Here is a 14,281-nt window from a genome sequence, read left to right on the forward strand (position 1 = left end):
GTCTCGTGACCTATGTTTCTGATGGGATGAAATAGACAGGTCCGGGGGAGAACATTTCATGCCGCACGCCCTCATGCGCGTGCTCGCTTCGACGACCATCGCCGGTACGGTCCTCGCCGGTCTGCCGTCCGCAGCTCAAGCAGCACAGCCGCGCGCCGAGGTGCGCTCCGTCCCCGCCGCGCAGACGCTGCGGCCCGTGCCCGCCGTGCAGGAGCCGCCGCCCGCCACCGTGACCGTCCCGCAGCGCGCCTCGCTGGCCCTGCAGCCGGCGGGGAACGGGCCGGTGGGGCCGCGGGAGCCCGAGGTGACCACGCCGGCCGGGCCGCGGCTGATCGACCAGATCACCTCGGCCGCCACCGCCGTCCAGGAGGCGCAGGGCTTCGGCACACAGGCGCCCGACGTGCGCGACGTGCTGCCGGACACCTCGAACGCCGAGCCGCTCAACCTGAGCAAGCCGCTGGCCGCGATCGCCAGGACGTTCGAGGGGCTCGGGAAGGTCGTGCCGGGGCTGACGTACCGGCTGTGCGTGCAGAGCGCCGCCGTGCCGGTCGCCTGCTCCATCAAGCAGCCGGTCGGCGTGCCGGTGGCCGCCGACGTGACCGGTGATTCCAGGCCGGACCTGGCCGCCTCGCTGGTGCCCACCGCCGACCCGGGCGCGGGCGCGGCGGGCATCTCGTTCGCCGTCAGGCGGCTCTCCCGCGAGAGCGTCAAGGCGCAGGTCTGGGCCGAGTACGACGACAAGGTGTCGGTCGGCTTCGACGGCCTGCGCCGGGGCTCGTCGCTGTCGGCGGCCGACCGCGGCACGTTCACCGTGGATCTGGCCGGCAAGCGGGTCAAGGCCGTCGTCGAACGCGACGAGCCGGGCCGGAGCGCGGCCGTCGTCGCCGGGCTGACCGGGCGCAGCGCCGTGAGCCTGAGCCAGACGCCCGCCACCGCCGAGCTCACCGTCAACGCCGCGCTCGACACCCCCACCCTGAACGTCACCGCCTCGGCCCCCGCCAGGACGGAGGCGGTCGCCGTGACGGCCCGCCGGTTCACCCGGGCCGTGCTCGACCGCATGCCCACCCGGGCCGAGGTGCGGCTGTCGGGCGGCGAGGTGCGCTTCTCCGGCCCCTCCTCCGTGGCCCGCGCGCACGTGCACGACCTCTCCTACCGCGACGGCAGGTTGTCCAGGGTGACCGAGGTCGAGCTGCGGGATCTTTCGCCGTCCTTCACCGCCCGGTACGGCACCGCCGGCGGCAGGCAGACGCTCTCCGTCGCCACCGGCTCCGGCCGCGCCGGCGCCGCGAGCCTGCGCTACTTCGACCGGGCCGCCGCCAAGACCGTGCTCAACGCCGAGCTCAGCGCGCTGCCCGCCAAGGTGCGCCTGGTCAGCGACCCGGCCGCGCACCGCGTCACCCACACGTCCAGCTCGCCCATCGGCAGGTTCGCCGTCGTGCTGCAACGCAACGAGGGCGCCGTCTCCACCCCGCGCGGCGGCCACGTCACCATGATCAAGGACGGCGCCGCCCTGGGGGTCTCGGGGCTGCTGTCGGGCCTGTCCGGGTTCGACGCCACGTACGGGGCCGCGCCGCACGTCCACCTGGCCGTGAAGGCGGGGAACCGCTCGTTCGTGGGCGCCGCCAGCATCGACCGCACCCACGTGGCCCGCATGGAGATCTCCAACACGCCCGCCACCGTGGACGTCACCCTCGACCCCGCCGCCAGGAAGGCCGTCTACCAGGCCAGCGGCATGATCGACACGCTGCGTGCCGCCTACGCCAACCTCAGGTCGGGCCCCACCGTGGACGGCACCGTGCTCGGCGTGCACGACGACGTGCAGGCGTCGTGGGAGCTGGGGGAGCGCTCGACCGTCAAGGTCGCCACCTCCTCCACGCTCAAGGAGGTGCGGATTTATGCCAATAAAGCGCACGTCACCCGGGAGACCGGCGAGGACCTGCGCGTCACCGTCCAGGGCGTGCGCAAGCGGGCCGAGCTCGTCGCCGACACCGCCGCCAGGACCCTGAGGTGGATCTCCGACGGGCCGGTCGCGCGGGTGTCGGCGCTGGCCAGGGCCCGGCTCGGCGACCGGTACGCCAGGGCCGCCGCCGAGGTCACCGGCGTGCCCGCCGAGTTCGACGCCTCGTGGAACGCGGCCTCGTACCGCTTCCGCGGCCTGTCGGGGCCCGTGCGGACGGCGGCGCTCGCCTTCACCAACCACGACGGCGCCAAGGCTCCCACGGGGCCGCACCTGGCGGCCCACTACGACCAGGCCAGCGGCGACCTGGACGTCAGCGTGCTGGTCGACCGGCTCTCGCACGTCGAGTTCGCCCCGGCCGCGCAGGGCTTCACCGCCGACTTCCGCTCGGCTCCGCAGACCCTCGCCGTGGACGCCGACGTCCGGCAGGGCGACACCCGCTTCGGCCTCCTCGGCACGGTCGGGCCCGTGCCGGGACGGCTGGCCGTCACCTCGGCCGGCGGCCGGCTCACCTACTCCGGCTCGCGCCTGGACGTGCGCGCCCGCGCGTGGCTCGGCACGGCCGCCGCGCTGGACCGCATGCGCGCCGCGCCCGCCGTCCCCGGCGGCGTGTCGCTGGTGGACGGCGGCTGCGCGGCAGGATCGCCCGGCTGCGCGCCCGGCCCCTTCTGCGTGCCGCAGCGCGGCTGCTTCGGCCTGCAGGGCTACCTGGACGTCACCGGCCTGCCCGACCAGGTGAGCGTGGACCTGACCGGCAGGACGTTCGCGTTCGCCGGGTTCCGCCCCAGGAGCCGCAGTCTGGGCGTGTACCTGGCCAGCAGCGTCCTGTCACCGGTGCCGATCAAGGCCAGGGCCACGCTGACCGGGCTGCCGTCGAAGATCACCAGCATGTCGGTGGGGCCCTTCGGGGTCGAGGCGGGCAACGCGGTGCGGGCCGCGTACCGGATCGAGCCGCCCGCCACGCTCGGGGCGCTCGACGTGCGGGCCGAGGCGGGCGGGCTGCGCGGGCACGTCGCCATCGACCCGGTGCCCGCAGCGGTGACCGTCCAGGGCACGTACGGGGCGAGAACGCGCATCCGCGTGCACAACTCCGCGGCCGTCAAGCACCTCACCGCCAAGGTCACGCTGCCCGGCAAGGGCACCGGAGAGCTGCGCTTCTCCGACGTGCCCGCCGTCTTCGGCGTGGACGCCGACGCCTCCGCCGCCGGGCTCGGCGTGCCGGCCGTCACCTACCGGGCCGAAGGCGGCGCAGGCACCCTCGACGGCCATCTCGGCGTGGAGGGCGGCCTGGTGGACCCGTCGGGACGCCTCGGCGACGTGTCGCTCGACGTCAGGGACCTGGCGCCCGACACCACGATCCGGCTGAACCCCGACCAGTCGCTCGACCTCGTCTCCCGGCCGGGCCCCACGGGCCGCATCGCGGTGCGCGCGGGTCTCAAGGTGGATCCCGTGGCCGCCCAGCGGCTCGCGGTGAGCAAGGAGATCCCGTACACCGGCGGCTTCCTCACTTACCACGTCGGCGGCCAGTTCGGGCTGGGGCGCAGCTCCATCGAGCGCCTCTCCCTGTCCGTCGCCCGCATGTCGTGGCTGCGGATCCGGCCGGGCAAGGTCCCGTTCGGCATGAAGGCGCCACCGGCGCTCGGCTACGTCGCCCCGGGCTTCGAGGGGGACTACGGCACCGTGAAGATCAGCGCCAAGGGGGTGGACCTGCGCCCCGACGTCAGGCTGGACGTCAGGCTGAGCCGGGAGATCGGCGCGGACGTCTTCCGCGAGTCGGTCAGGATCGGCCCCGCCACCTCGCTCGCCCTGCGCCGCTACGACCAGCGGATGCGGCGGATCGGGGCCAGGCAGCAGATCCAGGCGGCCGGCCTCAGCCTGGCCTGCGTGACCGTGGACGCCAGACCCGGCTTCGCCGGCGCCGCCACGCGCGGCACCCTCACGCTGCGCGGCGCCGACGGGCCCCAGCTCGTCTCCCTGCTCGACCCCGGCGGCCAGGCGCCGGACTACGCGGTGGACCTGCTGACGCACTTCATGAGCCCGTTCCCCGGGGCGGACTGGAAGGTGGCCGGCGCCGAGGCGGGCTCCTGCGGGAGCGCTCCGCGCCCCGACGACCGGTAGCCCGGTCCGCGCCCCGGACGACCGTCCTCGATAATGGCCAGGGCGATCAGCCCCCCAGATGACCGACGAGAGTGAGGCCCCCGATGTCCCAGCCCACCCCGCGCAGCGCCGAGCAGCGCAAGCAGGACACGCTGCACCGCCTGGAGCACGACGTGGACGCCTGGGTGGCCACCGCCGGGGCGGACGGGACACCGTACATGGTGCCGCTGTCCTTCCTGTGGGACGGCGAGGCGCTGGTCATCTCCACGGCCAGCGCCAGCCCCACCGCGCGCAACCTGCTGGCCGGTGGGCGCACGCGGGTGGCGATCGGGCTGGTGCGCGACGTCGTGCTCATCGAGGGCACGGCGCGGGCCACGCCCGCCACCGAGGTGTCCGTCGAGCTGGGCGACGCGTTCGCGGAGAAGGCGGGGTTCGATCCGCGCAAGGATGCCGACGGCTACCACTACTTCCACATCACGCCGGTGCGGCTGCAGGCGTGGCGGGAGGCGAACGAGCTGCGCGGGCGCGACCTCATCCGCGACGGGGCCTGGACGGTCTAGCCGAAACCCAGCACCAGGGTGGTGTGCCGCTTCTCGATGACGACCGCCCCGCCGCCGGCCGGGGTGGCGCCGGTGGCCGGGGCGTGCGGGTGGGCCTCGATGCGCAGGGCGCTCGCCTCGGGGCGGCCGGCCTCGTCCCAGGCCCTGACGTGCGCGGCCAGCTCCGCCGCCAGCCGCGCCCCGGCCTCCCCGTGACCGCGCGCGACCAGCGAGCCCGACACGGCGAGCAGCGCGATGCCGCCCGGCTCCACGACGCCCGCCGTGAAGCCGGGCCCTGAGCCGAAGTCGCCGCTCAGGGCGCACCAGCGCGGCTCGTGCAGCGCCAGCCACAGCGCCATCCCCATGGCGACGGTGAACGGCGGCGCCGCCTCCTCGCGCCGCACCGTGATCTCGGTGGGCGCCGCGTCCAGCGCCGCCGGCACGTCGCCGACCTCGCGCGGCTCGGGCAACATCAGCATGAGCATCGGGTCCTGGCGCGCCACCACGACCGCCTCCGTCCCCGTGAACGAGCCGCGCATGCGCATGAACCCGCACGGCGCCACCGACCGGCTCACCCACCGCTCGCCGTCGCGCTCCATGGCCGCCGACACCTGCACGCCGCGCAGGTCGAGCGGCACCACGAGCCGCCCGTCCGGGCGCAGCTGCGCCAGCCAGGCGGGCGCGAGGTCCCACACGCCGACGGTCGCGATCAGCCGGTCGTACGGGGCCGGCTCGGGATGCCCGGCTGCCCCGTCGCGGCACAGCACCTCGACCCCGGACACCCCGGCCGCCGCCAGGTGCTCCCTGGCCTGCTCCACCGTGTCCTCGTCGAGGTCCAGGGCCACCACGCGCCCCTCCGGCCCCACCAAGCGGGCCAGCAGCGCCGCGTTGTAGCCGGTGCCCGCGCCGATCTCCAGCACCCGGTGCCCCGGCCGCACGTCGAGCTGGTCGAGCATGGTCGCCATGATGGCCGGCTGCGAGGAGGAGCTGATCGGCCGGCCGTCGGCGTCGAGCTTGGTCACGATGGGCTCGTCGCGGTAGGCCGCCTCCGGCTCGACGCCGGGCACGAACAGGTGGCGCGGCACCGCGAGCATGGCCGCGGCCACGGGCTCGCTGACGTCCTGGGCCGCTCTTAGCTGCGCCACCAGGGCATGCCTCTGCGCCGCGAAGTCCATGCAGCCATTGTTCCCGCGCGCGGGCGGCGTACGGGATGCGCCGGGAATTGTTGGTAAAGAAAGAGTCAGGAAGGGTTGAGGCCGAAAACAGGGGGAAGGGCAGCCAACTCCTGAACGTCGACCGTGAGGAGGAGCCCTAGTGCTCACCCTGACAGCCAACGCAGCCCAGGCGATTCGCGACCTGACCGCGAACGCGCCCGAGCCCGAGCAGAGCGGGATTCGCATCTCGTCGCAGGGGGAGGGAGCCAGCGCGCTCACTCTCACCCTGGCCACCGCCCCCGAACCGGCGGACGCGGTGGTCGAGAACGAAGGGGCGCGGGTCTACCTCGACCCGGTGGCGGCGACTGTGCTGGAGGACAAGTCCCTGGACGCCGGCGCCGATGACCAGGGGAGCGTGTCGTTCCTGGTCACCGAGCAGTCAGCTTGACGCGCGCCGCCGCGCCGGAGCGGATGGGCACTCCGGCGCGGCGGCCCCGCCCTTTCAGAGCTCAGCCCTCACCGAACAGCTTGTGCAGGTAACGCACCTGCTCCTCCGACTGGTAGCCGCCCCCGCCCTCGTGGTTGTTCCACGGCCAGACGGTGATCTCCTTCGGGCCCTGCCAGTGGTTGTAGGCGGCGAACACCGTGGACGGCGGGCACACGTCGTCCATCAAGGCCACCGAGTAGAGCGCGGGCACCGTCGCACGCGCCGCGAAGTTCATCCCGTCGAAGTACGCCAGCGTGCGGAACACCTGGTCGGCGGCGTCCCGCCGGGTGGCGAGGAACCTGACCAGCTCCTGGTACGGGTCCCGCCCGGTGATCTCGACGGCCCGCCGGAAGTGCGACAGGAACGGCACGTCGATCAGCGCCGCCCTGACCCCGGGGTGCAGCGCCGCCGTCGCCTGCGCGATCGCGCCGCCCTGGCTGCCGCCCGCTACGACGACACGCCCCGCGTCCACGGCCGGATGCGCCGCCGCCGCGTCCACCGCCCGGACGGCGTCGGTGAACACGCGCCGGTAGTAGTAGTCGGCCGGGTCCAGGATGCCCTTGGTCATCATGCCGGGCGCCTGCGGCCCCGAGCTGCCGTGCGGGTCACCGGTGGTGCCGGGGCTGCCGACGTTCGCGCCGCCGTGGCCGCGCGTCTCCATGACGAGGACGGCGTACCCGGCCGCCGGCCACAGCAGGTGGTCCTTGGGGAAGCCGCGGCCGCCGCTGTAGCCGATGTAGTGCACCACGCACGGCACCGGGCCGGCGGCGCCGCGCGGCAGCAGGAACCAGCCGTTGATGCGGTGCCCGCCCCATCCCGCGAACGACACGTCGAACACGTCCACGCCGGTCAGCGGCAGGTCGTACGGGACGTACTCCGCCGCGAGGTCGAACTCTCTCGCCTCGGCCAGGGTGGCGGACCAGAAGTCGGCGAAGTCGGCGGGTTCGTCACGCTCGGGGCGGTAGTCGCGGAGTTGATCGAGCGGCAGGTCGAACAGTGGCACAGTGGTACTCCCAGCCTGTAGAAAGGTTGCTGATATTTCATCTCATGTCGCCGGAAAGCGCTATCCCGCGTCCAGCTTCCGCTGAAAGCGTGAAATGTGGGTAGACGTTGACCCGTGATCGAGCATGTAATCCAGGTCCCCCACTCGCACCTGTATCCCGGCCTGATCCTCGACGCTCCGGCCGACATCCACGACTTCCTGGTGCTGTTCGGCGACGACTCCGAGTCGCGGGCGCAACTGCTGAGCGATGACACGGGGCGGCCGGTGCTCAGGATGGGCGGTTACATGACGGCCCGGGGCACGGTGGTGGACGAGCGGGTGTGGACGGTGCGCGAGTCCGTACGGCGTGGTGATCGCATCCGGTTGCGGCTGGGTCGGTCACTTCCCTGACTTCGGTGGGGATCGTGCACTAACGTCCCTTTCGTGGCTCCCAGCGCCAAGCCTTCCCCCGGCGGCGACCCCTCCCGCCGGCCCACCCCCGCCCCCTCCGGCCGCCCGCCGCCCGGCCAGGCGCCCCCTGCCCGGCCCTGGCCGCCCGGCCCCTCCTCAGGCGGGCCGCCACCCGCTCGGGGTGCGCGCGGCGCGACTTCCGCCGATGGAACGCAACCCACTGCGCGCGGCGGCGCGTCGTCCGGCGAGGCGCCATCGGCTCGTGGCGGGCGCGGCGGGCGTGGCGGCGCCCCCTCCGGCCGGACGTCAACCAGGGCAGCCTCCGGCACCCTCCGCCGCGGCGCGGCCCGTTTGGCCGGCCGGGTGGTGGCGGGGGGCCTGGTGCTGGGGCTGGCGCCGGTCGCGGGCCTGGCCGCGCTGGCCGGGATGGCCCTGGTGGGCGCGGGCCCCGAGGCGTTCACCGTGGCCGGCCTGGCCGTGTTCGCGTCGGTGCTCTTCCTCGGCCTGCTGCTCTGCGTACCCCGGCCCAGGGCCGCATGGGCACGCTGGCTGCGCGCGGCGGCGGTGCTGGGGGTGGAGGCGGCCGTGGTGTGGCAGGTCTCGGCGGTCACGCTGCACCCGCCGGCCGCCCCGCCCGCCCCCGCCGGGGTGGCGGGCCAGCGCGAGTGGCGGCTGCCCACGGGCTCCCGGCTGGCGTACGTACGGATCGCACCCGGACGGGTCACGCGGCCGGATCCGGTGATCTTCCTGCACGGCGGCCCGGGCGTCGGCGACCTGGAGGGCGACGCGGCGTTCTACGGCCGGCTCGCCTCCGCGGGCTACGAGGTGTACGTCTACGACCAGCTCGGCGCCGGCCGCTCGGCCCGGCTGGCCGACCCCCGGGGATACGGCCTGACCAGGGACGTCGCCGACCTGGAGGCGATCCGGCGCACCCTGCGCGAAGAGCGCCTCACCCTCGTCGCCCGTGACCACGGGGCGCAGCTCGCCGCCGCCTACCTGGCGGCGCATCCCGGCCACGTGTCCCGAGCGGTCCTGTACTCGCCGGCCGGCCTCTCCCCGGCCCGCTCGCCGTCCCGTACCGCCTTCTCCGCCATCCCCCTGGGGGCGGCCGGGCTGCCGCACCCGCGCACGCTCGCCCTCTCGGCGCTGCTGCGGGTGGACCCGGAGACCGCGCACGCGTTCGCCGGTGATCGCGAGCTGGACGCCCACCTCGCGCTCCTGCGCCACCGGCCGTCGTGCCCCGCTCGCCCGCCCGGCCCCGGCCAGGGCGGTTACGTCGCGCTGGCCGGTCGGGCCGCGCCCGCCTCACTGCGCGCGGACCTGACGCGGGTGAAGGTGCCCGTGCTGGTCGTCAAGGGCGCCTGCGACGCCGAGCCCTGGTCGGAGGCCACCGCCTACCGCCGCGCGCTCCCGGAGGCACGCCTGGCCTACGTCGGCGACGGCGTTCCCGCCGGCCGTACCGATGCCTACTTCGCGGTGTTGCGGACGTTCCTCACGGACGGGCGGCTGAACGCCTACGAGGGGGACGGGCCGCCGCCCGGCTACCGCGGACCCGTGCGAGCGGCCGGGTCCTGACGCGCCCGAGCAGGGGGAATGCCGGGTGGCGGCCCCCGCGGCGGTTACTGTCTGTTGCGGAGACGTATCGCCTGGTCATAGGAATCCTCATGCGCACGAGTCTGTCCCTGCCGCTGGCCGCCGCGACGCTGGCCGTTCTCACCGGGTGTGCCGCCGACGTGGCGCCCAACACCGCGGCCGTGGCCGCGCGCACCGACACGCAGCCGTCCGAGCAGGACAGGGCCTGGATGCGGACCATCCACCAGGGCAACCTGTCCGAGGTGCAGGCCGGCCGGCTCGCGATGGGCAAGGGCGCCACCAAGCAGGTCAAGAACATCGGCAAGCTGCTGCTCGACGACCACACGAAGCTGGACGTCAAGGTCACCCAGGCGGCCACGCAGCTCGGCGTCGAGCTGCCCACCTCGCCGTCCAAGGCGCAGCAGGCCGAGGTCAGGCGGCTGCGCGCCGCCACGGGCCAGGACTTCGACCAGGACTTCCTGTCCGGCATGATCAAGGCGCACCGGGAGGCGCTGGCCGCCACGAAGACGCAGGTCTCCAAGGGCTCCAACCAGACGGTCAAGGCGCTGGCCCAGACGGCCCAGCAGTCACTGCAGCACCATCTGGACGAGCTGGAGCAGGCCCAGGACGGCTGATCCGCCGCTCTGCGCGGCGGCCCGGGAGTCGTTGAGCGAAACAGAGCGAAACGTGCCCCGCCCTTGTGTGGCGATATGGCGATTTAGGGTATTTGTCCCTTTTGAACCAGGACGAACACATCGGGGGGATCGTCGTGGCTATGCAAACAGAGATCCGCAACCTACTCGACTGCCACGTGGTGGGGTCGGACGGACAGTCGATCGGCAAGGTGGGCCAGATCTACCTCAACGATCGCACGGGCGAGCCGGAGTGGGTGACCGTCCGCACGGGGCTCTTCGGGATGAAGCAGACCTTCGTGCCGCTGGCCAACTCCCGCCGCTCGGGCGACGAGATCAGGGTCCCCTTCGACAAGGAGATGATCAAGGACGCGCCCAACGTCGACGTGGACGACCGCCTCTCCCTGAACGAGGAGGCCGACCTCTACCGCTACTACGGCATGCAGCCGACCGACATCCCGCGCCAGCGCGCCGGCGAGGCCCGCACCCGCGGCCCCGTCACCGGGGAGCCGGAGCGGGGCGGCCTGGCGGGCGAGCGAGCGGGCCTGACCGGCGAGCGCACCGGCATGCCGGGCGCGGGCACCGGGATGACAGGCGGCATGACAGGGGAACGCGCCGGCATGGCCGGCGAGATGCGCGGCGACCTCACCGACGACGACCGCGACATCGAGATGACCCGGTCGGAGGAGCAGCTGCACATCGGCAAGGAGACCAGGGAGACAGGCCGCGTACGCCTGCACAAGTACGTCGAGACCGAGAACGTCCAGCAGAAGATCCCGCTCTCCCACGAGGAGGTCGTGATCGAGCGCGAGCCCATCCGTGACGGCGAGCTGGCCGGGCCGCACGAGATCCAGGCGGAGGACCGCCAGATGATCCTGCACGAGGAGCGCGCGGTCGTCGGCAAGGAGACCAAGCCGGTCGAGCGCGTCCACGTGCGCAAGCAGGACGTCCAGCACGAGGAGACCGTCGAGGGCCAGGTCCGCAAGGAGCGGCTGGAGATCGACGAGGAGGGCGCGACCAAGGACGACAAGGACCTGCCCTTCGGCCGTCGCGGCGACATGCCGCCGGGGCGGTAAGGGGTCACGGAAGTCACGCGGGGGCACCGGAACGGGCCCCCGCTGGCGTTTATGCATAAACTCCGGCTGACCGCCGCGCCCGACCAGCGGAAAAGTCGGGCGTTCGGGCCGCCGGGGCATTCATGAATAGAGCTCGACCTCGTTCAGCACGGCGCACTCGCGGCCGATTTCCCTGTCGCAGCCGGGCGCGGGCTCGGTGACGACCTTGACGTGCCGGGCGGTGCGGCCGAGCTCGTCGTAGCGCAGGGCGTGGTCGACCCTGTCCTTGATCGTGACGACCGGCTCGCCCCAGGAGCGGCCGTTCCCCGACACGTACACGCGGGCGCTCGCCGGATGGCCCGGCCGCAGGCTCAGCCCGATCCTGGCCAGCGCGTACGGCCGGTCCAGGTGCAGCACGTAGCGGCCCCGGCCCCGGGAGACGGCGCTCGACCAGTAACCCGTGCTGCCGTCCAGGGCCCCGCCGGGGCGCGTCCTGGGGCGGCGCGGGCTCGTCCAGCGCATGTCGGTGGAGACGCGCAGCCGGCCGGCGCGGCGCAGCGCGGCCAGGTCCAGGCGCTTGCCGGGGGTGGCCACGTCGAACAGCAGGCGCTTGACCGCGTACCGCCCGCCGTACTCGAAGCGCCCGTGCGCCGGGCACGCCGTCTCGTCCAGCAGCCCGTCCGGCCGCACGCCCGCCAGCTTGCAGTTGTCGAACACCTGGATGAACCGGTGCGGCCCCACGGCGGCCACGCCTGTGTAGCCGGAGGAGCCGCGCGTGTCCACCTCGCCGTCGCGGTTGTGGTAGGTCACCCGGGGCTCCAGCCACTCCTGGCCGAGCCCGTCGGGCGAGACGGCCAGCCAGTTGTCCGGCCGCCCGGCGCTCAGCACCAGCGCGCCGCCGGGCATCAGCAGCAGCCGGGGCGCCACCCCGCGCACCACGCAGTCGTAACCGGCCAGGCGCAGCCCGGCCACCGGCTGCCAGGTGAGCCCGCCGTCGGTGGAGCGGCTCTGGTGCAGCGTGGAGTACCGGCCGCCGTCGCGGCGCAGCACCGCTACGAGGCTGCCGTCCATCGCCTGCTCGATCGCCGCCTCGTTGTAGGCGAACCCGGGCTCGGGCACGGCGATCACGCCGCGCCGCTCGAAGGTGCGCCCGCCGTCGCGGCTGGCGTACACCTCCGCCTGGTACGCCCCGGTGCCGCCGTAGCGGGCGTAGGCGGTGATCAGGATCGTCCCGTCGGCCAGCTGGATCGGCGCTCCGTGCGCCGCCCCGCCGGGCAGCAGGTCGCCCGGCGTGGTCAGCACGGCCTCCGAGCGCAGCCAGCTCTCGCCGTCGTCCAGCGCCGAGGAGGTCAGCACGCCCAGCCGGGCGGTGTGCGGGCCCGTCCTGGCCAGGTAGTACTCCGTGGCGAAGAACCGGCCGTCGTGCAGCTCGATCGGCGACTCCCGCAGCGGCGTCGGGCTGGACGGGCCGAAGGTGCGCCCGCCGTCCGTCGAGACGGCCGCCGCGCTGGTGAGGGTGACGACCTTGTCCACGTTCGTGGTGTAGGTGGCGATCACCTTCGTCTCGGGCCGGCCGCGGCGGCCGGTGACGTCGAGCGCCGACACGTTCGGGAACCCCGCGAACTCCAGCCGCTCCGCGCCCTCCGGCTCCGGGTCGGCGGGCGGCGGATTCGGATGAATCCAGTCTAGGAAGGAAGCAGTGGCGACGAGGTAAGGGCCGGACTGAGTGGGGTGATCAGGTAGCACGCAGTAACCGCCTCCGGCCTGCGCCGGACCGTGGTACGCGGGCAGCCCGGCGGCCACCGACATGGCCGCGACCACGGCTCTGGACACCCGCACTGGCTCGCTCCTCGGCTGTCGTGCACGATCTGCCGCCCTGTACGGACTCTAGATCATGCACACCCCGTAACCCGGGATTCACCTGCGGGAAGTCGCGGGTTCACGGACGGGGGTGTCGGGGGCTGGGAAGATCCATGCTGGATTCGTTAAGTGACAGTTGACAGAAAAGGCCCGGCTTACGACGATCGGGACGGCACTATTAAGTGTCAATTTACGTCGGTCGAGAGACCGCGGGTCAGGAGGTGGCCCAGATGAGCATCGAGCCACGGGCGAAGGTGGCCCAGGAACGCGTGCTGCCCGGCCCGGCGCCCATGGCGCCGGAGACCGCCGCGCAGCGCCGCGTCGTCCGGCGGATCTGCGCCAGGGTCGTGCCCGAGGGCATGGACGTCGGGGTCGCCGAGCTGCCCCCCGGCGGTCTGCAGGTGTGGATCGACACGCCGGTGCCGCCGGCCGAGCAGGAGTCATGGGTGCTGCACCACCGCATGGCCCGGGAGGTGGCACTGGTCGGCTGGCACTGCGAGGCCGACGCCGACCGCCTGCTGGTGCTCGGCTGGAGCGCGGCGTGCCTGCACAACCGGGTACGCCTGCTGCAGAGCGGGCTGCGCCGGCTGGCCGACTTCGAGCCGACCGCGCAGCGCGCCGTGCAACTCGACGGCCGCGCCCCCGGCGACGAGCCCGCCACCGAGGTCGTGAGCGCCGTGTGCGCCTCGATCGAGCGGCGGCTGCGCTGGCCCGAGCGGCTGGCGGAGCTCGACGGGTTCGAGCGCAGCTCGGCCATGCCGCACCTGCAACTGCTCCTCGCCCAGGTCACGGGCCTGGAGGCGAAGGTCGCGGGCGCCTGCCAGGAGCACCTCGTCATGGCACGGGTGCTGGCGCGGGCCGTCTGCGAGCACTACGCGCGGCACGAGGACCTGGGCCGCGCGCAGCGCGAGGTGCTGGCGGAGTCGCGCCGGTGGGTGCACGCCAGCTCCATGATCACAGGCTCGGCCGGCGCCCGGCCGGGTTCGACCGGCGCGGGCCGCCCCCACATGGGGCTGGCGGAGCGCCGCATCGCCGCGAGCGTCATCAACCACGGCGTCCCCCGAAGCACTCCCGCGGTCACCTCCGCGGCTGTCGCTCCACGGGCCGGCTACCCCGGCTTCGAGGAGACCGAGGAGGGCGCGCGCTGACCACCAGCCGCTCAACGGCGAGCGGTCACCCGGAAAACCCCTTCGAATCCGGTAGGAGAGCTCCCGTCATGCGAACCCCCCCGCACCTGCCCGCCCGCTCCCGGCACGAGCACCCCGACCATGTCCGGCGCCACCCGTACGGCCTGCACGAGGTGCCCGCGCAGAGCGCGCCCCGCGGCACGCTCGACTTCCCCGAGCCTCCCCCCGAGGAGAGCGTGCACGTCGAGCGGCGCCTGCTCGGCATCAGAGAGCTGTCCAACCAGGCCATCGGGTCGATCGACGACCTGCTCCAGCACACCGCCTGACGTGTGCCCCCACAGCGGCTCCGACGCAGAGAGCCGGACAAGCGAATCTCACCCCTTGAGGAGAGTCATGCAGGGACTATCG

General features: G+C 73.7%; 12 protein-coding genes. 9 read left to right on the forward strand and 3 right to left on the reverse strand.

Annotated features, from left to right (window positions below; all coding sequences use genetic code 11):
- Nucleotides 1-58: 58 nt before the first annotated feature.
- Nucleotides 59-4,075 carry a hypothetical protein gene (locus LCN96_RS21740; protein WP_225274701.1) on the forward strand — a complete coding sequence of 1,339 codons (4,017 nt, stop codon included), beginning with the start codon at nt 59-61 and terminating at the stop codon, nt 4,073-4,075.
- An 83-nt stretch (nt 4,076-4,158) separates the two neighbouring features.
- The gene (locus tag LCN96_RS21745; protein ID WP_225274702.1) at nt 4,159-4,614 is read left to right on the forward strand and encodes a pyridoxamine 5'-phosphate oxidase family protein; all 456 of its coding nucleotides are present in this window, start codon (nt 4,159-4,161) and stop codon (nt 4,612-4,614) included.
- On the opposite strand, the gene LCN96_RS21750 is transcribed toward LCN96_RS21745, so the two are convergent.
- Nucleotides 4,611-5,768, reverse strand: a complete 1,158-nt coding sequence (locus LCN96_RS21750) for a methyltransferase domain-containing protein (RefSeq protein WP_225274703.1) — start codon at nt 5,766-5,768, stop codon at nt 4,611-4,613. The genes LCN96_RS21745 and LCN96_RS21750 overlap by 4 nt on opposite strands.
- A gap of 139 nt (nt 5,769-5,907) precedes the next feature.
- On the opposite strand from LCN96_RS21750, the gene LCN96_RS21755 reads away from it, so the two are divergent.
- Nucleotides 5,908-6,195 (forward strand): HesB/IscA family protein, encoded by a 288-nt coding sequence (locus tag LCN96_RS21755; RefSeq protein ID WP_225274704.1) that lies wholly within the window; start codon nt 5,908-5,910, stop codon nt 6,193-6,195.
- 61 nt (nt 6,196-6,256) lie between these two features.
- Here LCN96_RS21755 and LCN96_RS21760 read toward each other — a convergent pair whose 3' ends face one another.
- The gene (locus LCN96_RS21760; protein ID WP_225274705.1) at nt 6,257-7,237 is read right to left on the reverse strand and encodes an acetylxylan esterase; all 981 of its coding nucleotides are present in this window, start codon (nt 7,235-7,237) and stop codon (nt 6,257-6,259) included.
- 114 nt (nt 7,238-7,351) lie between these two features.
- Here LCN96_RS21760 and LCN96_RS21765 point away from each other — a divergent pair, with 114 nt between their 5' ends.
- The 4 genes from LCN96_RS21765 (at nt 7,352) to LCN96_RS21780 (ending at nt 10,907) form a co-directional block, all read left to right on the forward strand.
- The gene (locus LCN96_RS21765; protein WP_225274706.1) at nt 7,352-7,627 is read left to right on the forward strand and encodes a hypothetical protein; all 276 of its coding nucleotides are present in this window, start codon (nt 7,352-7,354) and stop codon (nt 7,625-7,627) included.
- A 363-nt stretch (nt 7,628-7,990) separates the two neighbouring features.
- Nucleotides 7,991-9,202, forward strand: a complete 1,212-nt coding sequence (locus LCN96_RS21770; RefSeq protein WP_225274707.1) for an alpha/beta fold hydrolase — start codon at nt 7,991-7,993, stop codon at nt 9,200-9,202.
- Between the two features lie 89 nt (nt 9,203-9,291).
- Nucleotides 9,292-9,834 carry a DUF4142 domain-containing protein gene (locus LCN96_RS21775; protein WP_225274708.1) on the forward strand — a complete coding sequence of 181 codons (543 nt, stop codon included), beginning with the start codon at nt 9,292-9,294 and terminating at the stop codon, nt 9,832-9,834.
- 140 nt (nt 9,835-9,974) lie between these two features.
- Complete coding sequence (locus LCN96_RS21780) at nt 9,975-10,907, forward strand: DUF2382 domain-containing protein (protein ID WP_225274709.1); 933 nt, start codon at nt 9,975-9,977, stop codon at nt 10,905-10,907.
- Nucleotides 10,908-11,027: 120 nt separating this feature from the next.
- Here the strand turns inward: LCN96_RS21780 and LCN96_RS21785 are convergent, their stop codons facing one another.
- Nucleotides 11,028-12,725 carry an exo-alpha-sialidase gene (locus tag LCN96_RS21785; RefSeq protein ID WP_225274710.1) on the reverse strand — a complete coding sequence of 566 codons (1,698 nt, stop codon included), beginning with the start codon at nt 12,723-12,725 and terminating at the stop codon, nt 11,028-11,030.
- 251 nt (nt 12,726-12,976) lie between these two features.
- Between LCN96_RS21785 and LCN96_RS21790 the strand changes: the two genes are divergently transcribed.
- Together LCN96_RS21790 and LCN96_RS21795 are read left to right on the forward strand one after the other, a co-directional pair.
- On the forward strand, nt 12,977-13,894 hold the full coding sequence (locus tag LCN96_RS21790) for a hypothetical protein (RefSeq protein WP_225274711.1): 918 nt from the start codon (nt 12,977-12,979) through the stop codon (nt 13,892-13,894).
- 68 nt (nt 13,895-13,962) lie between these two features.
- Nucleotides 13,963-14,199, forward strand: coding sequence for a hypothetical protein (locus LCN96_RS21795; RefSeq protein ID WP_225274712.1), 237 nt, complete (start codon nt 13,963-13,965; stop codon nt 14,197-14,199).
- Nucleotides 14,200-14,281: the final 82 nt, after the last annotated feature.

The organism is Nonomuraea gerenzanensis (assembly GCF_020215645.1).
Classification (GTDB): domain Bacteria; phylum Actinomycetota; class Actinomycetes; order Streptosporangiales; family Streptosporangiaceae; genus Nonomuraea; species Nonomuraea gerenzanensis.

Excerpts from the sequence above, each read along its gene's own strand:
- LCN96_RS21750 (WP_225274703.1), bottom strand. The coding sequence starts at position 5,768 with ATGGACTTCGCGGCGCAGAGGCATGCCCTGGTGGCGCAGCTAAGAGCG.
- LCN96_RS21775 (WP_225274708.1), top strand. The coding sequence starts at position 9,292 with ATGCGCACGAGTCTGTCCCTGCCGCTGGCCGCCGCGACGCTGGCCGTT.
- LCN96_RS21740 (WP_225274701.1), top strand. The coding sequence starts at position 59 with ATGCCGCACGCCCTCATGCGCGTGCTCGCTTCGACGACCATCGCCGGT.
- LCN96_RS21790 (WP_225274711.1), top strand. The coding sequence starts at position 12,977 with ATGAGCATCGAGCCACGGGCGAAGGTGGCCCAGGAACGCGTGCTGCCC.
- LCN96_RS21745 (WP_225274702.1), top strand. The coding sequence starts at position 4,159 with ATGTCCCAGCCCACCCCGCGCAGCGCCGAGCAGCGCAAGCAGGACACG.
- LCN96_RS21780 (WP_225274709.1), top strand. The coding sequence starts at position 9,975 with ATGCAAACAGAGATCCGCAACCTACTCGACTGCCACGTGGTGGGGTCG.
- LCN96_RS21795 (WP_225274712.1), top strand. The coding sequence starts at position 13,963 with ATGCGAACCCCCCCGCACCTGCCCGCCCGCTCCCGGCACGAGCACCCC.